We start from the raw sequence: 19585 nt of genomic DNA on the forward strand, positions 1-19585 counted from the left end.
GCATGGAGTGCGGAATATGGCCGGCGTGTACTGGTACAAGGGCGAATGGACGACCGAGGAGCCCAAGATCATCGGGCCCATGGACCATTGCTTCTGGCTGGGCTCGGTCATCTTCGACGGTGCGCGCTCCATCACCGGCTGGGCGCCCGACCTCGACCGTCATTGTGCCCGCGCGGTGCGTTCGGCCCAGGTGATGGGCATGAAGCCCACCATGACGGGCGCCGAGATCGAGGCGCTCTGCCAGGAGGGCATCCGCCGCATGGGGCCGGAGGCCACGCTCTACATCCGCCCGATGTTCTTCATCCGCCAGGGCCTGGGCGCGGCGCGGCCGGATCCGAACAGCACGGATTTCATCCTCTCGCTCTATGACACGCCGTTGCCCGCCTGGGCCGGCTTCTCGGCGATGCTGACGCCTTTCCGCAAGCCCGCGACCGACATGGCGCCGACCGACGCCAAGGCCGCCTGCCTCTATCCGAACGGCGCGCGCGCCACCGCCTGGGCGGTGGAGCATGGGCATGACATGGCGGTGATGAGCGACGTGGCCGGCAACATCGCCGAATTCGCCAGCTCCAACCTCTGGTTCGCCAAGGATGGCGTGGTGGTGACGCCGGCGGTGAACCACACCTTCCTGAACGGCATCACGCGCCAGCGCGTGCTGACGCTGTTCCGCGAGGCCGGCGTGCCCGTCGAGGAACGCGCGGTGCGCCCGGAGGAGCTGGAGACGGCGGATGAGATCTTCTCGACCGGCAACTACGCCAAGGTGCAGCCGGTGACGCGCTACAACGGCTGCGACCTGCAGATCGGCCCCTTCGCCGCCAAGGCGCGGGAGCTCTACTTCGCGTGGATGCGCGCCCAGCCGCGCATCGTGAGCGAGCCCGCCGCGGCCGAGTGAAACGCTTTGCCATGACCTCGAAGGTCATGGCGCCGCGCTTTGGCCCGCGCTACGCGGGGGCATGGACACTCGCCTGAAGCCCGTGGGGGAGCTGCTGCGCGCCTGGCGCGAGCGGCGGCGCCTCAGCCAATTGGCGCTCTCGCTCGATGCGGGCATCTCCACGCGCCATCTGAGCTATGTCGAGACCGGACGCGCGCAGCCGAGCCGCGAGACGCTGCTGCTGCTGGCCGGGGAGCTCGAGGTGCCGCTGCGCGAGCGCAACCTGTTGCTGCTCGCGGCCGGTTACGCGCCCATCTTCCGCGAGACGGCGATGCAGGCGGCGGATTTCGCGCCGATCCGCGCGGCGCTGGAGCGCATCCTGGCCGCGCATGCGCCCTGCCCCGCCGTCGCCATCGACCGGCACTGGAACCTGGTCGCCGCCAATGCGGGCGTGGCGCCGCTGCTCGAGGGCGTGTCCCCCGCGCTGCTCAGCCCGCCGGCGAACGTGCTGCGCCTCAGCCTGCACCCGGAGGGGCTGGCGCCGCGCATCGTGAACCTCGCCGAGTGGCGCGCGCATCTGATGGCGCGGCTGGACCGGCAGATCGCCGAGAGCGGCGACCCCGCGCTGCTCGGCCTGCGGCAGGAGCTAGCCGGGTATCCGCACCCGGCCGAAGCGCAGGGTGACGGTGCGCTGGGCGAACTCGCCGTGCCGCTGCGGCTCGCCACCCCCGGCGGCGTGCTGAACTTCATCAGCACCTCCATGGTCTTCGGCGCGCCGCGCGACATCACGCTGGAGGAACTCGCCATCGAGGCCTTCTTGCCGGCGGATGACGCGACGGCGCGCGCCATGCGTTCAGGCTGAGAGCGCGGCCAGCAAACCGGCGGCGCTGTGGCCCGGCGCCACGCCATCCACCAGGAAGGCGACGCCCGTCGCGTTGTTCAGCCGCAGCGGCAGGATGGCCTGGTAGGCCGGGCTCTCATACCAGCCGCGCGCCGCCGCGCGGTCGGGGAATTCGATCACGATGACATCGGCCGTCCATTCCCCCTCCATCGCCTCGGCGCGCGCGCCATGGATGAGGAAGCGGCCCTGGAAGGGCGCGAGGGTGGCGTCGATGCGCTCCAGATATTCGGCGATGTCCGGGCCCATCGTGACGCTGTGGAGATGGGCGATGGCGTAGCTCGGCATGGGGGTCCTCCGCGGGTTGGATGCGGCGAGGATGCCGGCCTTCGTGGCGCGGCGGCGATGACCTGCGAGGTCATCGCGCGGCGTGGCGCGGGGTGCTCTGAATGGCCTGGCCCGAAGCACCGGGCACATCAGGAAGGAGCATCGCCGTGAACGCCAACGCCATCGCCGAGAACTACCTGGCCCTGTGGAACGAGACCGATGCCGCGCGCCGCGGCGCGCTGCTGCGCGACCACTGGACGCCGGGCGCCACCTATGTGGACCCGCTCATGTGCGGCACGGGCGCCGAGCAGGTCGCGGGCCTGATCGCCGCCGTGCAGGAGCGCTTCCCGGACTTCCGCTTCCGCCTGCGCGGCACGCCGGACGGGCATGGCGCGCATTGCCGCTTCGCCTGGAGCTTCGGCCCCGCCGAGGGCGAGGCGCCGCTGGCCGGCTTCGACGTCGTCCGGCTGGAGGAGGGCCGCATCGCGGAGGTGGTGGGCTTCCTCGACCGCGTGCCGCCGGGCTGATCAGGGCTTCGGGAAGCGCGCCCCGGGGATCAGCTCGTAGGGCGCCTTCCAGCCCGGCATGGCGCGGAAGCGCGCGATCCAGCCGCTGATGTTGGGGAAGGCCGCCATGTCGAGCGGCCATTCCTCCTGCGGGAAATGCAGGTAGCCCTGCATCGAGATGTCGGCGATGCAGGGGGCATCGCCCAGCAGGAAGTTCCGCCCCTCCAGCTGCGCCTCCACCACGCGGAAGGCGTTTTCCGCCCGTGCGCGGAAGGCGGCCACCACGGCCGGGTCGGCGTTGGCGGTGAAGCTGTGCAGCCAGCGCCAGGTCGCGAGGTAGCTGGTGAATTTGTGGTTGTCGAAGAACAGCCAGCGCAGCTGCTCCTCCGCATCCGCCGCGGCGAAGCGGCCGAGTTCGCGCGAGAGATAGGTGAGGATCACGCCCGATTGCGTGCGGCTGCGCCCGGCATGCTCCAGCACCGGCACCTCGCCCATCACGCTGACGCGGGCGCGCCATTCGGGGGTGCGGGTCTCGCCGTGGTAGTAATCCACGGGGATGCCCTCCCACTCCGCACCGCAGAGCGCGAGCATGAGGGCGACCTTGTAGCAGCCACCGGACTCGGGGAAGCAGTGAAGCCGAAACGCCGCCATGCGGAACCTCCATCAACGCCCCTCGGGGCAGCGCCGCTCTCGGAGGAGATCCGAGCGCGTATCCTGCACCAGGATACGGAGGTGCTGATCCTCGACAAGCCGGCCGGGCTTGCCGTGCATCGCGGCCCGCGCGGCGGCGCCTCGCTGGAGGATTGGCTGCCGGCGCTGCGCCAGGGCAAGCGGCACCTGCCGCAACCGGCGCACCGGCTGGATGCGGATACGGCAGGCTGCCTGGCGCTGGGCCGCACCAAGCCCGCCATCGCCGCGCTGAACAGGCTCTTTGCCGAGGGCGCGGCGCGCAAGACCTATTGGGCGGTGCTCGTCGCCGCGCCGCCGGGCGACAGCGGCGTCTGCGAGGCGCCCTTGCTCAAGGTCAGCAGCGCGGCGGCGGGCTGGCGCATGATGGTGGATGCGGCGGGCCAGTCGGCGCGCACGGAATGGCGGGTGCTGGGGCGCGCGGGCGCGCTCACGGCGGTGGAACTCATGCCGCGCACCGGGCGCACGCACCAGCTGCGCGCGCACATGGCGCATCTGGGCTGCCCGATCCTGGGCGATGCGCGCTATGGCGGCGGCGCGGGGGCCATGCATCTGCTGGCGCGCGCATTGGTTCTGCCCGGCATCGCCGCGGTGCAGGCGCCGGTCCCGCCCCATATGCGGGAGGCGCTGGCGCGATGCGGAATCTCCTGATCCTGCTCGCCACCGCGCCGCTGCTGATGGCGCAAGGCCTGCCCCGCCCCTATTGCGGTTATGGCGAGGGGCTGGCCGCGCTGCGCGAGGCGGCGCGCGAGGCGTCGCTGCCCGTCCCCGGCATCATGGAGGGCCGCGCGCGCGGCGAGGCGGTGGTGACCACGCTGGCCAGCGCCACGGCGACCTTCGCCGCCTGCGGCTGCCCGCGCCTCGCGGAACTCACGGGCGAGGCGCTGCGCGTGGCGCAGAGCGCGCCCTCGGAGGCGAGCATCGCCCGCCTTTCCCAGGTCTTCAGCCAGGCGCGCTTCCGCATGCAGCTGGCGCGCGAGCATGCGGAGCGCGCGGGCTGCCGTTAGAGAAAGACGGGCCGGGCCGTGATCCGGCGCTGCGGTTCACGGTCCAGGCTTCAGCGCCAGCCGGACAGCTCCCGGCATTGGCGCGCGGCTTCGGGATTCGCCTGTTCCAGCGCGGCGAGCGTGGCCGCGCCGGCGTCATTGGCCTGGGCCACCATGCAGGTGCAGTACATCCCGCGCATCTCGGCCGAGGCGCCGCGGTTCGCGGTCGCGTCCAGGCATTGGCGGATCCAGCCCGCCGCATCCTGCAGCTGCGCGAAGCCGGGCGAGCCCCAGGCGAGCAGGGCGGTGAGCAGGGTGGCGATGAGGGGAAGGCGCATGCCGGATCTCCGAAGGGTGGGGCTCATGTCCAGCCGGCCTCGCGCCCGCATTCGCGGCGGGCGCGGGGGTTCGCCCGCTCCCATTGCGTGACGGAGCGCGTCTCATTGTTGCTCATCCGGTTCACCATGCAGGTGCAATAGGCGGTGACGACGCGGCGCGACTGGCCCTCATCGGCATTGTCGCGGATGCATTGTTGGATCCAGCGGCGATCATCGGCGCTGCTGCTGGTGGTCACGCAGCCGGCGGTGGCGAGCGCGACGAGAAGGAGGGGCAGGATGCGTGTCATGGCGTGCGGACCCAGCGGGGAATGAGGGCGAAGGCGAGATAGGCGAGCAGCGTAACCAGGCCTGGCGGCGTCGCGAAATCCGCGAGCCATTCGCGCAGGTTCCAGCCGCGAAGGGTGACGCCGGTGAAGAATTCCAGTGCCAGCAGGAACGAGAGCGCGGCGAAGCCCATTCGCAGCCGCGCGATACCGGGCGGCACGGCGCAGCGGCGCAGGATGCGCGGCGCGACCCAGGCGCAGAAGCCCAGCATCAGCGGCAATTCCACCAGCAGCGCCGCGACGCGGCCGATGCGCGGCACCAGCACGAATTCGCGCAGCGGGCCCAGGAGGAACCCCAGTCCGAAGGCGGCGAGGACATAGAGCAGCGCGGCTTTCAACTCCGCGCTCATCGCACGCGCAGCTCCGTCCGCGCCGCCGCGCCATCGGCGTCCAGCACGGTGATCCGGTAGAAGCCGGGGCCGGGCGGCACCCAGCTCGCCTCGCGCCGCGCGGGGTCGGTCGAGAGCGGCGCGCCATCCACCAGGAAGGTCAGCGGGCGCTGGCCGCCGGCGGCGCGCAGCACCACGCGCCCAGCCTCGGGCAGGGTCGCGCGCGGTGGCGGGAAGAGGAGGCGCAGCGCGTCGGTGCTGGGTGCGAGGCCGGCGTTGAGCGGGCGCGGCGCGAAGCCCTGGCGCGGCGCGGGGGGCAGGCGCTCGAAGACCTGGCCGAGCAAGGGCAGCGCGAGGCGCGCGCCTGTGGCGTTCGGCATGGGTGTGCCATCGGGCCGGCCGACCCAGATGCCCACCACATGGCGCTGGTCCATGCCGATGGCCCAGGCATCGCGCCCGCCCCAGCTCGTGCCCGTCTTCCAGGCGATGCCGGCGGGCCCGCCGCCCGGGATGGGCTGCACCAGGATGGCGCTGGCCAGGTTCGCGGCGCGCCGCTCGATCAGTCCGGCACCGCCATCGCCGAGCCGCGCATAGAGCCCCACCAATTCGCGCAGCGTGATGCCGACGCCGCCGAGCGCCAGCGGCAGCGAGGGCTCGGCGCCCGGCGGCAGGCGCGGGACGGCGCCGCCCGCCTTCATCACGCTGGCCAGGCGCAGCGGCCCCACCTCGTTCAGCAGCGCGACGGCGGGCTGGTTCAGGCTTTGGCGCAGCGCATCGGCGATGCGCAGGCGGCCCTGGAAGGCGCGGTCGAAATTCTCCGGCGCGTAATCGCCGAAGCGGCGCGGCAGGTCCTCCATCAGCGTCTCGGGCGTCACCACGCCCGTCTCGAAGGCGAGCGCATAGACCAGCGGCTTGAGGGTGGAGCCGGGCGAGCGCACGGCGCGCGTCAGGTCCAGCGCGCCGGCGCGGGTGGGGTTCATCCAGTCGCCGCCCACCAGCGCGCGGGTTTCGCGCGTGCGGAGATCGGTGACGAGGATGGCGAGTGAGACGCGCTCGGGCAGGCGGGCCAGCGCCTCGCGCGCGATGGCCTCGGTGGCGCGTTGCAGGTCGAGGTCCAGCGTCGTCGCGGTGACGCGCGCGGGTGATGTCGTCGCGGTGACGCGCGCGGGTGATGTCGTCGCGGTGACGCGCGCGGGTGAAGTGGTGGCGCCGTCACGCGCGAAGTGGGGCGCGTGGCGCGGCAGGGGCAGGCGGCGGGTGGGCACCTCGCCGGCCAGGCTGATCTCGGCCGCGCTTGCGATGTCGGGCGCGCGCGCCAGCAGCACGGCGTCGCGGGCGCGGCGGGCGGCCTCGGGGTGGCGGTCGGGGCGCAGCGCCTCGGGCCGGCGGGCCAGGGCGACGAGGAGCGCGGCCTCGCTCGCATCCAGCGCTTGGGCGGGGCGGCCGAACCAGGCCAGCGCGCCCGCGCGCATCCCCTCCAGATTGCCGCCCTGCGGAGCGAGGGTGAGCCAGATCTCCAGCACGCCGGCCTTGCCGTGGCGCCATTCGAGCTGCAGCGCGCGCGCGATCTCGATGACCTTGCTGCGGAGGTTGCGCGGGCGCGGCTCCAGCAGGCGGGCCGCCTGCATGGAGATGGTGGAGCCGCCAGAGACGACGCGCCCCGCCCGCACCCATTGGGCGGCGGCGCGGGCCAGCGCCAGCGGGTCCACCCCGGGATGCGCGTGGAAGCGCCGGTCCTCGGCGGCGATGAGCAGGGCCAGGAGATGCGGCGGCACATCGTCCGGCCGGGTGCGCAGCCGCCAGACGCCGCCGGCCGCCGGCCAGACGGAGAGGGTGCGGCCATCGCGGGCCGTCACCTCGCGCGCGGCATTCTCGAAGCGGGCCATGGGCGGCGGGAAGGCGCGGTCGAGCGCCCAGGCGAGGGCGGGCAGCAACAGAACAAGCAGGATCGGAAGGGCCAACCTTGGCATGCGCCGATGATGCCCCGGCGTGGGCCGCTTGTCGCGGCCGATCAGGCCGCGCCGAATGGCACGAGGGTTTCGCCCGGTTGTGCAGGGCGCAGGAGCGCTCCAGACTGCCGCGGTCGAGGGGAAACGATGCATGCGCCACGCCATCCGGGCCCTGATGCTCGTGCCGGGCCTCGCTCCGCAGCCCTCCTCGGCGCAGGAGATCCACTGTGCCGGCGGTGAGGCCGTTCTTGCCCGTGTTACGGATGGTGGTGGTCCGGGCCGATGGGTTCGTCATCGGCCATCCCTTCGGCCATGGTACGAACGCCCACGTCAACGAGCACACGGTCGCCTTCGTCTACGACCATCAGGCCGGCGCGGGGCCGACTGTGCGGCTGGCCAATTGCCGGCCGTTGTGATGGCGGGCGGCGAGGCCGCCCGCCAGGCCAGGACCTAGAACAACGCCGCGGGCGAGACGGTGCTGCCCGAGAAGCCCTGGGCGCGCAGCGGCTGCATCATGAAGCAGAACTCGTTCTTCCCCGAGGCGACGATCTCGGCGAGGTTCATGTTCTCCAGCAGGTGCACGCCATTCACCACCAGCGCGATCTGGTGCACGGGCAGGGAGGCGTTGGGCATGGTCTTGGACGGCGCCACCTCGACCGGCCAGTTGTCGGCGCCGAGCAGCATGGGGTTCTTCGCGATCAGCCATTCCGCCGCCGCCACGCCGATGCCCGGACAGCCGGCCACATAGCGCGCATTCTCGCGGCCCCAGAGATGGCCCCAGCCGGTGTTGATGATCATCGCGTCGCCCTCGCGCAGCTCCACGCGCTGGCGGTTCAGCGCCTGTTCGAGATCGGCGACGGTGATCTCATAGGTGTCGGGCAGGGTCTGCACGCCCTTGGCGCCGGCCACGTCGATCAGCACGCCGCGCGTCATGATGGTGCCGACCGTCTCGATGCCCATCTGGGTGAAGCCGGTGCGGGACATGATGGAGGGCAGGTCCACGCAGTTGTAGACCTCGTTGCCGATGGTCTGGTGCGGGAAGCCGTCGAACTGCGTGCCGACCTGGCCGATCTCGCTGATCACGACCTCCTCGTTGGAGCCGCGGCGATTGGCCTGCGGGTTCATGAAGACCTGCTTCTGGTGCACGTCGAAGCGGCGCGTGCCAAAGAAAGGCATGTTCTGCGCCAGCACATGGCCCATCTCGATCTTGCGCCCCTCGCGGATCATCGAGGCGGCGTTGCGGATGCGATCGGGCGTCAGCAGGTTCATCGAGCCGCGCCGGTCATTCGGCCCCCAGCGGGAGGGGCAGCGCTGCGCCGAGGCGGGGGGCGACCAGCCTGGCCCGGCCCCTTGCGCGCCGGCCGGCGTGGCCTGGAGGCCGAGATGGGCGGAACCGCAGGCGAAGCACGCGAAGAGCGCGCGGCGTGAGAAGGCCTTCATGGGCCGTTTCCTCCGTGATGTTATATCATCGCTATACGATTGAAATCGCACGCAAAATGGTAACACCACGAAGGTGGCCGGGGCCTAGATGAAACGCCCGAGATGAACAGGGTTTCATCCGGGCCGCGGGATCAGACCCCGGCGAAGAGGTAGTTCGGCATGGGCTGCGTCTCGTCCTTCACGCCCTTCACGCCGGGAATCGCCTCGGCCAGCACGCGCAGGCCGCGGCGCACCCCCTCGTCGCGCATGAAGCCGTGGAAGGTGACCACACCCTCCTGCACATCCACCAGCGTGTAGAAGCTGTCGGCCCAGGGCTGCTTGCGCATGGCGGCGATGACGGCGCTGCGCAGGCGGCCGTCGCTGAACTCGCCCTCCTCCGGCATGGGCGCCACCAGGGCGCGCAGCAGGTCGGCGCGGCTGACGATGCCGCGCAGGCGCCCATCGGTGACGACGAAGACGCGGCGGATGTTCCGCTCCTCCATCAGATGGGCGATGTGGGCGGCGGTATCGCCCTCGCTCACCGTGAGGACCGTTTCGGTCATGATGTCCTGGGCGCGGACGCCGTGGGTCTTGGCGAAGCGCTCGGCCTCGGCTGCCGGGTCCACGAAGAGGCTGGCGAACCAGCCGGGCTTCGCATCCTCCTGGCCGGCCAGGCGGCGGATCAGATCGGCTTCCGTCACCACGCCCAGCACCTCGCCCGCCGGGCCCAGCACGGGCACGGCGCTGATGCCGCGCTCGGAGAGCAGCCGCGCCACGGCGAGGACGGGCGTCTCGGGCGGCACGGAGACGACGTCGGGGGTCATCAGGTCTCGGGCGGTCAACTGGGTCATGGGGTGTCCTCCTGGCGATGCAGGATGGCAGCGCGAACCCGGCTTTTGCATTGAGGCAGCGCAACCCCTTTGCCTTTGGGCGCGGTTCCCCCTATTGGCGCGTCCAGAAAACAACGCCGGAGGACCATCTCATGATCCAGCTTTCCCGCCGCACCGCCCTGGGTGCCGGCCTTGGCCTTCTGGCCGCGCCGCAGCTGGCCCCCCACCAGGCCCAGGCCCAGGCCGCGCAGCAGATCGCCATCGCCACCGGCACCACCGGCGGCGTCTATTACCCGCTGGGCGGCGCGCTCGCGAACTACCTGACGCGCGGCATCCCGGGCGTCTCCGCCACGGCCGAGGTGACGGCCGGCTCCACCGCCAATTTCCAGCTGCTCGGCGCCTCGCGCGCGCAGCTCGTCTTCGGCCAGGTGGATGCGGCGGTGGACAGCGTGCGCGGCGCCGGCCCCTTCCGGGGCCGGGTGGTGCCCACGCGCGCCATCGCCGTGCTCTACACCAACCGCATGCAGGTGGTGACGACGGCCGACCGCAACATCCGCACCATGGCCGACCTGCGCGGCAAGCGCATCTCGACCGGTGCACCCGCCTCGGCCACCGAGCTCTTCGCGCTGCGCCTGATCGCCGCCGCCGGCCTCGACATCAACCGCGACTTCCGCGGCCGTGAGCGCCTCTCCCCGGCCGAGAGCACCAACGCCATCCGCGACGGCAAGATCGACGCCTATTTCTTCGTCTCGGGCGTGCCGACCTCGGCCATCACCGACCTCGCGGCCACGCCGGGCACGCAGCTGGTCCTGATCGACCATGCCGATGCGCTGGAGCCGATCGTGCGTGAGCATGGCCCGGTCTATTTCGCCGAGACCATCGCGGCCGGCACCTATCCCGGCCAGAACACGCCGAACCACCAGCTCTCCGTCGCCAATATCCTGGCGGTGCGCGAGGACACGGCGCCGGCGCTGGTCACGCAGATGCTGACCATCCTCTGGCAGAACCGCGAGGACTGGGCGCGGGTGCATTCCGCGGCGCGCGATTTCACGCTCGCGCAGCAGAAGACGGCGGCGGCGGGCGTGCCCTGGCACCCGGCGGCCGAGGCCTTCTGGCGCGCGGCCGGCGCCACGCTGGGCTGAGCCCGGAATTCTGTTCCGCATCGCGGCCGGGTGGCACCACCCGGCCGTTTCTCTTTCCACCTGAGTATCCGCCATGTCCCACAGCTCCCTCCCGCCCGAGATCAACCCCGCCACGATGGACGCGGCCACCGCCGCCCGCGTGGAGAAGCTGATCGAGTCCGAAGAGGGGGTGATGAACCGCTTCACCGGCGCGCTGGGCGTGGTGGCGGTGGGCCTGGCGCTCGCCATGTCGCTGTTCCACCTCTATGCGGCCTGGAGCATCGTCCCCACCACCACGCTGCGCTTCGCGCATGTGGGCTTCACCATGGTGCTGGGCTTCTTCCTGTTCCCCGTGGCGCGCCGCTTCCGTGACCGCTTCCTGCCCTGGGACTGGGCGCTGATCGCGGCCGCCCTCTACGTCACCTGGTATCTCATCTCCGGCGGCGATGACCTGCAGGACCGGATCATCTTCCCCGAGCCGATGGACATCGTGGTGGGCTGGCTGCTCATCGCGCTCGTGCTCGAGGTCACCCGGCGCTGCACGGGCTGGATCATGCCCGTCGTCGCCATCGCCTTCCTGCTCTACGCCTTCTTCGGCAACCACCTGCCCGCGCCCTGGACGCATCGCGGCTACGACGCCGAGCGCCTGATCCCGCACATCTCCATCACGCTGGAGGGCATCTTCGGCACGGCGGTGGATGTGAGTGCGACGCTCATCATCCTGTTCACCATCTATGGCGCGATCCTGGGTGCGACGGGCGCGGGCAAGTATTTCGTGGATTTCTCCTTCGCGGCGACGGGGGGCAAGCCCTCCAGCGCGGGGCGCACCGTGGTGCTGTCGGCCTTCCTGCTGGGCGGGCCTTCCGGCTCGGGCGTCGCCACCACCGTCACCATCGGCACGGTGGCCTGGCCGATGATGAAGCGCGTGGGATACACGCCACATGATGCGGGCGGGCTGCTGGCGGCGGGTGGCCTCGGCGCCATCATCTCGCCGCCCATCATGGGCGCGGCGGCCTTCCTGATCGCCGAATACCTGAAGATCTCCTACCTCGACGTGCTGCTGATGGCGGCGATCCCGACGGTGCTCTACTACGCCTCGCTGCTCTTCATGGTGGAGCTGGACCAGCGCCGCATCCGCGCGGCCGGCGGCGGCAAGGATGATGCGCCGATCCCGGTGGAGAAGGTGGGCGCGATGTTCAAGCGCGGCTGGTATCACTTCACCAGCCTCATCGCGATCATCGTCTTCATGGGCATGGGCTATTCGGCGACGCTCTCGGTGCTCTACGCCATGGGCCTTGCCATCGCGCTCTCCTTCCTCTCGCGCGAGCATGCGCTCTGGCCGATGAAGCTGATCCGCACGCTGGCGGCAGGCTCCGAGCAGGCGATCGGCATCGCCGCCACCTGCGCTTGCGCCGGCATCATCGTGGGCTGCATCACGCTGACCGGCCTCGGGCTGAAATTCTCCGACATCGCGATCCAGGCGGCGGGTGGTTCGCTCATCATCACGGCGATCTACACGGCGCTGATCGTCTGGGTCGTCGGCCTCGCGGTGCCGGTCACCGCCAGCTACATCATCTGCGCGGTGGTGGCCGCACCCGCGCTCATGAAGCTCGGCGTGCCCGACTACGCCGCGCACATGTTCGTCTTCTACTACGCGGTGCTGAGCGAGGTCTCGCCGCCCACCGCGCTCTCGCCCTTCGCCGCCGCGGCGATCACCGGCGCCGGGCCCTACCGCACCACGCTGATGGCCTGGAAATACACCCTGCCGGCCTTCGTGCTGCCCTTCGTCTTCGTGACCGACCCGCAGGGCGTCGGCCTGCTGCTGAACATGCTGCCCGGCATGGACTGGATGGATGTGGTGGAGCAGGTCTTCTTCGCGACGCTGGGCCTCGCCGCCCTCTCCGCCGCCTGCCAGGGCTACGCCATCACGGTGATGAACGCGGTGGAGCGCTGGGTGATGGCGCTCGGCGGCCTGCTCATGGTGTTCCCCGCCATCATTGAGGTGATCGTGGCCGATGCCATACCGGCTCCGCATTGGGTCGGCCTCGGGATCGGCATGGTGCTGCTGGGCGTGCAATGGGCGCGCCGGGGGCGCTTGCAGACGGCTGGGTAGGGCGCTTTCCTGGGTGGATGGAGCCAGATGAGACGCCCGCCGCCGAGACGCGCCCGCCCGGGTTGATCCGGCGCGGGTGGGAGCGGGCGAAGGCCGGCTGGGAGATCGGCCAGCGCCTGCTGCTCGGCACGCTGCCCCTGGTGCTGGCGGTGCTGGCCGTGGTGATGGTGGTGCGCGAGGCGGCGCGCCAGCCCATCGAGATCGCGGAAATGTCCGTGCCCACCAGCCTGTCGGACAGCGGGCTCTCCGGCACGGTCGCGGCGCGCCGGCTGCTGGACGCGATCAACGCCACCGCCCATGCCGTCCGCACCGAGACCCTGCACCGCCCGAGCGCCGAGCTGGAGGGCTCGGAACCGGACCTGAACATCCCCGCCGCCGGGCTTTCGCTGCGCGGGCTGGCGGCCCTGCTGCGCAACCTGCTGGGCTGGCCCGAACGCAAGCTCTCGGGCGAGATCATCGTGACCGGCGACCGGATGCGCCTGCGCTTGCGCCTCGCAGGCCACGGCGTCATCGCCGATGTGGACGGGCCCGTGGCGGAGGGCGCGGACCCGCTGCTGCTGCGCGCCGCGCCCGAGGTCTGGCGCGTCGTCGCCCCGCGCCTCTACGCCTGGTACATCGCCGAGATGGATGCCGAGGAGGAGGAGATCCGTGACCGGCTCCTGCTGCTGCGCCGCCGGGTGGAGGAGGCCGACGCGACCGCGACCATCGACTTCCTCTTCGCGCGCTCGCTCGTCCGGTCCGGCCATGCGGCGCGGGCGCTGGAATTGCTGGACCTGGTGATGGAGGAGGGGCCGCCGCGCGCCTCGGCGCATTACGGTCGCGCCCTGGCGCTGCGCGCGCTGGGTGACCGCGAGGGCGCGCTGCAGGCCCAGGCGCGGGGCCTGGCACTCGATCCGCTCTCGCCCTGGGCGCATCTCTCCTCGGCCGTGCTGCTGCGCGAGCTGGGGCGCTACGAGGAGGCGCTGGCGGCGGCGCGCACGGCGCAGCGCCTGGATGATGACGACCGCGACGGGCTGATCGAGGAGGCGCGCATCCTGCGCTTCATGGGGCGGCTGGCGGAGGCCGCATCGGTCGCGCGGCGGGCGGTGGCGCTCGATCCGACCTATGCGCCGGCCCATGCGGGCATGGGGCATACGCTGCTGCGGCAGAACGAGCACGCGGCGGCGCTGGTCGCCTTCGAGACGGCGCTGCGGCTCGCGCCGCATCTGGCCGATGGCCATACCGGGCGCGGCCAGGCGCTCGCCGGGCTGGGCCGCACGCCGGATGCGCTGGAATCCCTGGCGCGCGCCATCGCGCTGGATGCCACCGACCACCGGCCGCATCACGTGAAGGGGAGCGTGCATGCGCGGCTCGGCGAGTGGGAGGAGGCGCTGGCGGCCTATGACACCGCGATCCGGCTCACCGCCGGCGTGCCCGAGCTGTATCTCGGCCGTGGCGTGGCGCTGGCGGAACTCGGCCGCCGTGCCGAGGCGGTGGCGGCGCTGCGCCAGGCCTTCGCGCTGGGCCTGGACGATGCCGCCGGACGGCGGCTGCTGATGGAGCTGGAAGCGGGGCGGTAGCTACCGGCCGGCCAGAACCGCCCTGTCCTCGGCGTCGAGCTCGACCGGCGTGCCGTTGCGGATGAGGGCCGCGAAATCCTCATCCGGGACCATCAGCGTGAGGCAATAGAGCTTTCCCGGGCCAGTGTTCTCCACCACATGCTCGACGCCGGGCGGCAGCAGCAGCGTGTCGCCCGGGCCGATCTCCTGCCAGGTCTCGCCGGCCCGCGCGCGGCCGGTGCCGCGCAGGATGAAGAAGGCCTCCTGCGCGGTGCGATGCGTGTTGGGCGGCGTGGCGCCGCCGGGGGCGAAGATCTCCACCACCAGGGTGAAGCCCGCGCCATCGGCGATGGGGTCGAGCAGGCAGGCGAAGTAATTGCTATCGCCCGGCGCGATGCGGAAGCCGCGCAGCTCCGCGGCGCGCTTGACCAGCCCGGCCATCAATCCACCTTGATCTCGCGCACCTGGAACTGGTTGTCGGCGCGGTGCTGCATATGGACGCCCTGGCGATGCGCCCAGGGGATCATCATGTGGTAGAGCGGTACATGGCCGAGATCGGCGTTGTGCAGCTTGTGTGCCTCGATCATGAGCGCGCGGCGGGCGGCCGGGTCGCCCTCATTGTCGATGCGCGGCAGCAGCGCGTCGAAGGCCGGGTTGGAATAGCCGCCCATGTTCCAGGTGGCCGCGCCGCCGATCGAGCGCGAGGCCATGATGGCGCGCAGCGTGTAGCTGGCATCGAAGGTCGGCACGCCCCAGGAGAGCGCGTAGAAGGCCGTCTCCTGCCGGCGGATGCGCTGGCTGAACACCGCGTTCGGGTGCAGCGCCAGCGTCACGCGGATGCCCACCTGGTTCAGCATGGCGGCGATGGCCTGGCAGGCCTCGTCATAGGTGCCGACGGGGCAGTCGAGCGGCACGGAGAAGCCCTGCGGATAGCCGGCCTCGGCCAGCAGGCGGCGCGAACGCTCGCGGTCCAGCGGCAGGCGCGCATCGGTGCTGGCGTCCCAGCCATTCACGAATTGCGTCCACATGGAGCCGGTGGGCACCGCCTGGCCGCGCAGCGTCGCGCGGCGCAATGCCTCGACGTCGATGGCATGCGCCACGGCCTGGCGGACGCGAAGGTCCTTGAAGGGGTTGCGGCCGCGGATGTCGCTGCCCGGCAGCTCATCCACATCCTGGCGGAACCCGAGCCAGACGGTGCGGTTCTCCTGCCCCTCCAGCACGCGCAGGCGCGGGTTGGAGCGGATGCGCGCCACATCCTGCACCGGCACCACATGCACCATGTCCACCTCGCCCGAGAGGAGCGCGGCGACGCGCGTCGCATCCGAGCCGAGCGTGATGTGGTGGTATTCCGTCACGTTGCCGGCGGGTGCCACGCCGGCCGCGATGCCCCACCAGTTCGGGTTGCGGACCATGACGGTGCGCTGGTCCACCTCGCGCGAGCGGATGATGAAGGGGCCGGTGCCGTTGGCCATGCGCACCGCCGGGATTTCCTCGCGCTGCGCGAAATTCTGCGGGACGGTGCTGCGGTTCGCCTCGGCCCAGCCGCGATCCATGATGAGGATGCGCGTCATCTTGTCCGGGATCACGGCGTCGGGCACGCGGGTGACGATATCCACCGTCGTGTCGTCCACCGCCTCGGCGCGCAGCACCGTGTCCACGAAGATGCCGTAGTTGCTGGTGGGGGCGAGGGCGCGGGTGATGCTGAAGACCACGTCATCGGCCGTGAAATCCTCGCCGCCCGCGAATTTCACGCCCGGGCGCAGCGTGAAGCGCCAGCGCGTGGGCTCCACCTGGCGCCAGGCGGTGGCGAGGCCGGGATGCACCCGCAGGTCATCGCCGCGATGGGTCAGGCTCTCATAGACCTGCGCGACGACGAGGAAGGTGAAGAGCGCGTTGGTCGCGTGCGGGTCGAGCGTGGCGGCGTCCACGCTCGTTGCCATGCGGAAGATGCGCGGCGCCGGGGTCTGCGCGACCGCCGGCCATGTGATCGTTGCGGCCAGGGCCGCCCCCGCCAGGATTTTCCGCCAGCGCATCATCGCCTCCATTCTCTGATGCGTTGCAGCATGGGGTGATGCGAAGAACCTCGCAATCCGGCTTCCTTGCGCCTATATTGCCGGAAAGACAGATTTGCCCTCGGGGAGTTGCCACCACCATGCGTCGCACTGCACGCTTTTTGACCGCCCTCGCCGCCGCCGCCTTCGTGCTGGCGCCAGCCCTGGCCGAGGCCGCGCCGGGCGGCCGTTCCTCCTCCGGCAGCCGGGGTGCGCGCACCTACCAGGCGCCGCCTCCGACCAACACCGCGCCGCAACCCGCGCGCCCGATGGAGCGCAGCGCGACCCAGCCCTCCGCCCCCGCCACGGCGGGCGCTCCGGGTGCCGCCGCGCGTCCGGCCGCGGCCCCGGGCGGCTTCTTCGCCCGCAACCCGATGATGGCCGGCCTGATGGGCGGCCTGCTCGGCGCCGGCATCTTCGGCCTGCTGGCCGGTGGCGGCTTCTTCTCCGGCCTCGGCAGCCTGGCCGGGATCATGGGCTTCCTGCTGCAGCTCGCGCTGATCGCGGGGCTGGTCTTCCTGGCGATGGCGATCTTCCGCCGCTTCCGCCAGCAGCCGGCGCCCGCGGGCATGCCGAACGCCATGATGCGCGAGCAGCAGGATGCGCCGCGCGGCATGATGGGCGGGATGGGTGGCGGCATGGCCCGCGGCCCCTCGCAGCCGGTGGACGAGGTCGGCATCCAGGCCGCCGACTACCAGGCCTTCGAGCGCAACCTTGTCGAGATCAACGCCGCCTGGTCGCGCGAGGATGTCGCCGCCCTGTCGCGCCTCGCCACGCCGGAGATGGTGCAGTTCTTCCGCGACGATTACGCGGCGCTGGCCGCGCGCGGCTGGAAGAACGAGACGCGTGACGTGAAGCTGGAGCAGGGCGACCTCGCCGAGGCCTGGAGCGAAGGCCCGCGCGACTACGCCACCGTCGCCATGCGCATGAGCCTGGTGGACTGGACGCGCGACCTGAAGACCGGCGCCATCACCGAGGGCGACCCGAACGCGCGGACCGAGCAGACCGAGCTCTGGACCTTCGTCCGCGTCCAGGGCGGCCCCTGGGTGCTCAGCGCGATCCAGCAGACGGGTTGATTTTTGCCCTCAGACGCCGGGCGCGCGCATCCGCGCGCTTGGCTTCGGAACGCTGACCCGTTCCGGCTCGCCTATTCGGCTCGCATCCTCGGAGGGTGCGGGCCATTCTTTTTCGTGGGCTCGATTTGGGGCGCTTCTCCTCGCCCGCGCTGACCTCTAGCCTGCGCGGATGTTCACCCTCCCCGCGCTCGAAGCCGCTGAAACCCTGATCCGGCGGCATTTTCCCGCCACGCCGCAATATGCCTGGCCGCTGCTCGCTGAGCGCGCCGGCTGCGAGGTCTGGGTCAAGCATGAGAACCACACGCCCACCGGCGCCTTCAAGGTGCGCGGCGGGCTCGTCTATTTCGAGAAGCTCCGCTCGAAGGGCGTGGTCAGCGCCACGCGCGGCAATCACGGGCAATCCCTCGCCTATGCCGGCGCCAAGGCGGGCATTCCCGTCACCATCGTCGTCCCCGTCGGCAATTCCACCGAGAAGAACGCCGCCATGCGCGCGCAGGGCGCGACCCTGATCGAGCATGGCGCGGATTTCGACGTGGCGCGGCAATTCGCGCGCGATCACGCGGCCGAGCACGGCCTGGACTTTGCCCCCTCCTTCGCGCCCGACCTGGTGCGCGGTGTGGCGACCTATGCGCTGGAGCTGTTCCGCGCAGCGCCCCCGCTGGATGCGCTCTATGTGCCCATCGGCCTCGGCTCCGGCATCTGCGGCTGCATCATGGCGCGCGACCTTCTGGGCCTCTCCACCGAGATCATCGGCGTGCAATCCACCGGCGCCGATGCCTATGCCCGCAGCTTCGCGGCGGGCCATGTGGTCGAGACGCCGAGCGCCATCACCAACGCCGACGGCATGGCGACGCGCATCCCCGACCCCGCCGCGCTGGAGATGATCCTCAAGGGCGCCGCGCGCGTGGTCACCGTCACGGATGACGAGGTGCGCGACGCCATCCGCGCCTATTGGACCGACACGCACAACCTGGCCGAGGGCGCGGGTGCCGCACCCTTCGCGGCGCTGATGCAGGAGCGTGACAAGATGCGCGGCAAGCGCGTCGCCACCATCCTCTGTGGTGGCAATATCGATCTGCAGCTGTTTCGCGACTGGGTGCTCGCATGATCCTGGAACATGTCAGCCCGCTCGGCGGGCCCGCGGTGGATCTGCATGTGGCGGCGGGCCGCATCGCCGCACTCAAGCCCAGCAGGCGCCACGACACGCCGCGCCTGCTGCTGCCCGGCCTGGTCGAGGGCCATTGCCACCTGGACAAGACGCTCTGGGGCCAGCCCTGGTGGCGCAACGAGGTCGGTCCCTCGCTGATGGATCGCATCAACAACGAGAAGGCGACGCGCCGCGCGATCGGCATGGATGCGATGCGCGAGGGCCGCGCGCTCTGCGAGGCGCATCTCGCCGCGGGCACCACGCGGCTGCGGAGCCATGTGGATGTGGATGAGGAAAGCCGCCTCACCCACGTCGAGAAGCTGCTGGCGCTGCGCGCGGAGATGCGCGGCCGCCTCGAGATCCAGCTCGTCGCCTTCCCGCAATCCGGCATCCTGCGCATGCCGGGCGTGGAAGATTGGCTGGACACGGCGCTGCGCCTGGGCTGCGACGCGGTGGGCGGGCTCGATCCCTCGCTGATCGACCGCGACCCGGTGCGCCATCTCGACATCGTCTTCAAGCTGGCCGAGCGCCACGGCAAGCCGGTGGACATCCACCTGCACGAGCCGGGTGAACTCGGCGCCTTCAGCATGGAGCTGATCGCCGAACGCGCGCGGGCGCTCGGCATGCAGGGGCGCGTCGTCATCAGCCACGGCTTCGCGCTCGGTGATGTGGCGGCCGCGCGGGCGGATGCGCTGCTGGCGCAGCTGGCGGAGGCGGGGGTCGCGCTCTGCACCTCCGTGCCGCCCTCGCGCGCCGTGCCGCCGCTCAAGCGGGCGCGCGAGCTGGGCGTGGTGCTCTTCGCCGGAAATGACAACATCCGCGACACCTGGAGCCCGCACAACGCGCCCGACATGCTGGCCCGTGCGGGCATGGTCGCGCTGAAATACGAGCTGCGGCGCGATGAGGATGTGGCGCTGGCGCTCGACGCCGTGACGTTCCGTGGCGCCGAGGCCTGCGGCTTCGCGGATTACGGGCTCGCGGTAGGCAACCGCGCCGATCTGGTGCTGGTTGGGGCCAGCTGCGTGGCGGAGGCGGTGGTGACCCGCGCCGCGCCGCTGGCGGTGTATTCCGGCGGCAAGCTGGTTGCCGGAGGTGCAGGAACCTGAGGTTCCTGCCAGGGTCGAGGGGCAGCGCCC

The 19585-nt window shown here is 71.4% G+C and carries 22 protein-coding genes; 12 read left to right on the forward strand and 10 right to left on the reverse strand.

From position 1 onward, the window contains the following. Positions 1 to 16: 16 nt before the first annotated feature. Entirely contained in the window at positions 17 to 892 is an 876-nt protein-coding gene (locus tag R9Z33_RS01130; RefSeq protein ID WP_318649461.1) for a branched-chain amino acid aminotransferase, read from the forward strand. A 61-nt stretch (positions 893 to 953) separates the two neighbouring features. Beyond that, on the forward strand, positions 954 to 1733 hold the full coding sequence (locus R9Z33_RS01135) for a helix-turn-helix domain-containing protein (RefSeq protein WP_318649462.1): 780 nt from the start codon (positions 954 to 956) through the stop codon (positions 1731 to 1733). Here R9Z33_RS01135 and R9Z33_RS01140 read toward each other — a convergent pair. Continuing rightward, entirely contained in the window at positions 1725 to 2057 is a 333-nt protein-coding gene (locus R9Z33_RS01140; RefSeq protein WP_318649463.1) for a DUF1330 domain-containing protein, read from the reverse strand. The two genes, R9Z33_RS01135 and R9Z33_RS01140, sit on opposite strands and share 9 nt — an antisense overlap. 146 nt (positions 2058 to 2203) lie before the next feature. On the opposite strand from R9Z33_RS01140, the gene R9Z33_RS01145 reads away from it, so the two are divergent. Continuing rightward, positions 2204 to 2563 (forward strand): nuclear transport factor 2 family protein, encoded by a 360-nt coding sequence (locus R9Z33_RS01145; protein ID WP_318649464.1) that lies wholly within the window; start codon positions 2204 to 2206, stop codon positions 2561 to 2563. Here the strand turns inward: R9Z33_RS01145 and R9Z33_RS01150 are convergent, their stop codons facing one another. Then, entirely contained in the window at positions 2564 to 3193 is a 630-nt protein-coding gene (locus tag R9Z33_RS01150) for a glutathione S-transferase family protein (protein ID WP_318649465.1), read from the reverse strand. It lies immediately after the preceding gene. Between the two features lie 81 nt (positions 3194 to 3274). Between R9Z33_RS01150 and R9Z33_RS01155 the strand changes: the two genes are divergently transcribed. After that, entirely contained in the window at positions 3275 to 3880 is a 606-nt protein-coding gene (locus R9Z33_RS01155) for an RluA family pseudouridine synthase (RefSeq protein WP_318649466.1), read from the forward strand. Further along, on the forward strand, positions 3865 to 4236 hold the full coding sequence (locus tag R9Z33_RS01160) for a hypothetical protein (RefSeq protein ID WP_318649467.1): 372 nt from the start codon (positions 3865 to 3867) through the stop codon (positions 4234 to 4236). The genes R9Z33_RS01155 and R9Z33_RS01160 overlap by 16 nt, the downstream gene beginning before the upstream one ends. 50 nt (positions 4237 to 4286) lie before the next feature. Here R9Z33_RS01160 and R9Z33_RS01165 read toward each other — a convergent pair whose 3' ends face one another. The 4 genes from R9Z33_RS01165 to R9Z33_RS01180 are packed head-to-tail and all read right to left on the reverse strand — an operon-like array spanning position 4287 to position 7139. Continuing rightward, positions 4287 to 4553 carry a hypothetical protein gene (locus tag R9Z33_RS01165; RefSeq protein ID WP_318649468.1) on the reverse strand — a complete coding sequence of 89 codons (267 nt, stop codon included), beginning with the start codon at positions 4551 to 4553 and terminating at the stop codon, positions 4287 to 4289. Between the two features lie 23 nt (positions 4554 to 4576). Further along, a complete protein-coding gene (locus R9Z33_RS01170; RefSeq protein WP_318649469.1) occupies positions 4577 to 4840 on the reverse strand; it encodes a hypothetical protein in 264 nt (87 codons plus the stop codon). Beyond that, a complete protein-coding gene (locus R9Z33_RS01175; RefSeq protein WP_318649470.1) occupies positions 4837 to 5226 on the reverse strand; it encodes a hypothetical protein in 390 nt (129 codons plus the stop codon). Before R9Z33_RS01175 ends, R9Z33_RS01170 begins: the two co-directional genes overlap by 4 nt. Then, a complete protein-coding gene (locus R9Z33_RS01180; RefSeq protein WP_318649471.1) occupies positions 5223 to 7139 on the reverse strand; it encodes a penicillin-binding protein 1C in 1917 nt (638 codons plus the stop codon). Before R9Z33_RS01180 ends, R9Z33_RS01175 begins: the two co-directional genes overlap by 4 nt. A 263-nt stretch (positions 7140 to 7402) precedes the next feature. On the opposite strand from R9Z33_RS01180, the gene R9Z33_RS01185 reads away from it, so the two are divergent. Continuing rightward, positions 7403 to 7570: a hypothetical protein gene (locus R9Z33_RS01185; RefSeq protein WP_318649472.1), complete on the forward strand. Its 168-nt coding sequence runs from the start codon at positions 7403 to 7405 to the stop codon at positions 7568 to 7570. 34 nt (positions 7571 to 7604) lie between these two features. On the opposite strand, the gene R9Z33_RS01190 is transcribed toward R9Z33_RS01185, so the two are convergent. Both R9Z33_RS01190 and R9Z33_RS01195 read right to left on the reverse strand, forming a co-directional pair. Then, positions 7605 to 8594 (reverse strand): cyclase family protein, encoded by a 990-nt coding sequence (locus R9Z33_RS01190; RefSeq protein WP_318649473.1) that lies wholly within the window; start codon positions 8592 to 8594, stop codon positions 7605 to 7607. A 131-nt stretch (positions 8595 to 8725) separates the two neighbouring features. Further along, on the reverse strand, positions 8726 to 9424 hold the full coding sequence (locus R9Z33_RS01195; protein ID WP_318649474.1) for a CBS domain-containing protein: 699 nt from the start codon (positions 9422 to 9424) through the stop codon (positions 8726 to 8728). 131 nt (positions 9425 to 9555) lie between these two features. On the opposite strand from R9Z33_RS01195, the gene R9Z33_RS01200 reads away from it, so the two are divergent. From R9Z33_RS01200 to R9Z33_RS01210, 3 genes are all read left to right on the forward strand, one after another. Next, a complete protein-coding gene (locus R9Z33_RS01200; protein ID WP_318649475.1) occupies positions 9556 to 10545 on the forward strand; it encodes a TAXI family TRAP transporter solute-binding subunit in 990 nt (329 codons plus the stop codon). A 73-nt stretch (positions 10546 to 10618) separates the two neighbouring features. Then, positions 10619 to 12637 (forward strand): TRAP transporter permease, encoded by a 2019-nt coding sequence (locus R9Z33_RS01205; protein ID WP_318649476.1) that lies wholly within the window; start codon positions 10619 to 10621, stop codon positions 12635 to 12637. A gap of 17 nt (positions 12638 to 12654) precedes the next feature. Beyond that, on the forward strand, positions 12655 to 14196 hold the full coding sequence (locus R9Z33_RS01210) for a tetratricopeptide repeat protein (RefSeq protein WP_318649477.1): 1542 nt from the start codon (positions 12655 to 12657) through the stop codon (positions 14194 to 14196). Here R9Z33_RS01210 and R9Z33_RS01215 read toward each other — a convergent pair whose 3' ends face one another. Beyond that, the gene (locus R9Z33_RS01215) at positions 14197 to 14616 is read right to left on the reverse strand and encodes a cupin domain-containing protein (protein WP_318649478.1); all 420 of its coding nucleotides are present in this window, start codon (positions 14614 to 14616) and stop codon (positions 14197 to 14199) included. Further along, the gene (locus R9Z33_RS01220) at positions 14616 to 16208 is read right to left on the reverse strand and encodes an ABC transporter substrate-binding protein (RefSeq protein ID WP_318649479.1); all 1593 of its coding nucleotides are present in this window, start codon (positions 16206 to 16208) and stop codon (positions 14616 to 14618) included. Before R9Z33_RS01220 ends, R9Z33_RS01215 begins: the two co-directional genes overlap by 1 nt. Positions 16209 to 16327: 119 nt before the next feature. Between R9Z33_RS01220 and R9Z33_RS01225 the strand changes: the two genes are divergently transcribed. The 3 genes from R9Z33_RS01225 to R9Z33_RS01235 all read left to right on the forward strand — a co-directional run bounded on the left by R9Z33_RS01225 (position 16328) and on the right by R9Z33_RS01235 (position 19555). Beyond that, the gene (locus R9Z33_RS01225) at positions 16328 to 17302 is read left to right on the forward strand and encodes a TIM44-like domain-containing protein (protein WP_318649480.1); all 975 of its coding nucleotides are present in this window, start codon (positions 16328 to 16330) and stop codon (positions 17300 to 17302) included. Positions 17303 to 17471: 169 nt separating this feature from the next. After that, positions 17472 to 18410: a threonine dehydratase gene (locus tag R9Z33_RS01230; RefSeq protein ID WP_318649481.1), complete on the forward strand. Its 939-nt coding sequence runs from the start codon at positions 17472 to 17474 to the stop codon at positions 18408 to 18410. Further along, a complete protein-coding gene (locus tag R9Z33_RS01235) occupies positions 18407 to 19555 on the forward strand; it encodes an amidohydrolase (protein ID WP_318649482.1) in 1149 nt (382 codons plus the stop codon). The genes R9Z33_RS01230 and R9Z33_RS01235 overlap by 4 nt, the downstream gene beginning before the upstream one ends. Positions 19556 to 19585 lie beyond the last annotated feature (30 nt).

Source organism: Sediminicoccus rosea (genome assembly GCF_033547095.1).
Lineage (GTDB): Bacteria > Pseudomonadota > Alphaproteobacteria > Acetobacterales > Acetobacteraceae > Roseococcus > Roseococcus rosea.

Bases quoted from the DNA above. Each gene is read 5' to 3' on its own strand.
- R9Z33_RS01130 (WP_318649461.1), top strand. From the start codon at position 17: ATGGCCGGCGTGTACTGGTACAAGGGCGAATGGACGACCGAGGAGCCC.
- R9Z33_RS01135 (WP_318649462.1), top strand. From the start codon at position 954: ATGGACACTCGCCTGAAGCCCGTGGGGGAGCTGCTGCGCGCCTGGCGC.
- R9Z33_RS01140 (WP_318649463.1), bottom strand. From the start codon at position 2,057: ATGCCGAGCTACGCCATCGCCCATCTCCACAGCGTCACGATGGGCCCG.
- R9Z33_RS01150 (WP_318649465.1), bottom strand. From the start codon at position 3,193: ATGGCGGCGTTTCGGCTTCACTGCTTCCCCGAGTCCGGTGGCTGCTAC.
- R9Z33_RS01160 (WP_318649467.1), top strand. From the start codon at position 3,865: ATGCGGAATCTCCTGATCCTGCTCGCCACCGCGCCGCTGCTGATGGCG.
- R9Z33_RS01165 (WP_318649468.1), bottom strand. From the start codon at position 4,553: ATGCGCCTTCCCCTCATCGCCACCCTGCTCACCGCCCTGCTCGCCTGG.
- R9Z33_RS01170 (WP_318649469.1), bottom strand. From the start codon at position 4,840: ATGACACGCATCCTGCCCCTCCTTCTCGTCGCGCTCGCCACCGCCGGC.
- R9Z33_RS01175 (WP_318649470.1), bottom strand. From the start codon at position 5,226: ATGAGCGCGGAGTTGAAAGCCGCGCTGCTCTATGTCCTCGCCGCCTTC.
- R9Z33_RS01190 (WP_318649473.1), bottom strand. From the start codon at position 8,594: ATGAAGGCCTTCTCACGCCGCGCGCTCTTCGCGTGCTTCGCCTGCGGT.
- R9Z33_RS01195 (WP_318649474.1), bottom strand. From the start codon at position 9,424: ATGACCCAGTTGACCGCCCGAGACCTGATGACCCCCGACGTCGTCTCC.
- R9Z33_RS01200 (WP_318649475.1), top strand. From the start codon at position 9,556: ATGATCCAGCTTTCCCGCCGCACCGCCCTGGGTGCCGGCCTTGGCCTT.
- R9Z33_RS01205 (WP_318649476.1), top strand. From the start codon at position 10,619: ATGTCCCACAGCTCCCTCCCGCCCGAGATCAACCCCGCCACGATGGAC.
- R9Z33_RS01210 (WP_318649477.1), top strand. From the start codon at position 12,655: ATGGAGCCAGATGAGACGCCCGCCGCCGAGACGCGCCCGCCCGGGTTG.
- R9Z33_RS01215 (WP_318649478.1), bottom strand. From the start codon at position 14,616: ATGGCCGGGCTGGTCAAGCGCGCCGCGGAGCTGCGCGGCTTCCGCATC.
- R9Z33_RS01220 (WP_318649479.1), bottom strand. From the start codon at position 16,208: ATGCGCTGGCGGAAAATCCTGGCGGGGGCGGCCCTGGCCGCAACGATC.
- R9Z33_RS01225 (WP_318649480.1), top strand. From the start codon at position 16,328: ATGCGTCGCACTGCACGCTTTTTGACCGCCCTCGCCGCCGCCGCCTTC.
- R9Z33_RS01230 (WP_318649481.1), top strand. From the start codon at position 17,472: ATGTTCACCCTCCCCGCGCTCGAAGCCGCTGAAACCCTGATCCGGCGG.
- R9Z33_RS01235 (WP_318649482.1), top strand. From the start codon at position 18,407: ATGATCCTGGAACATGTCAGCCCGCTCGGCGGGCCCGCGGTGGATCTG.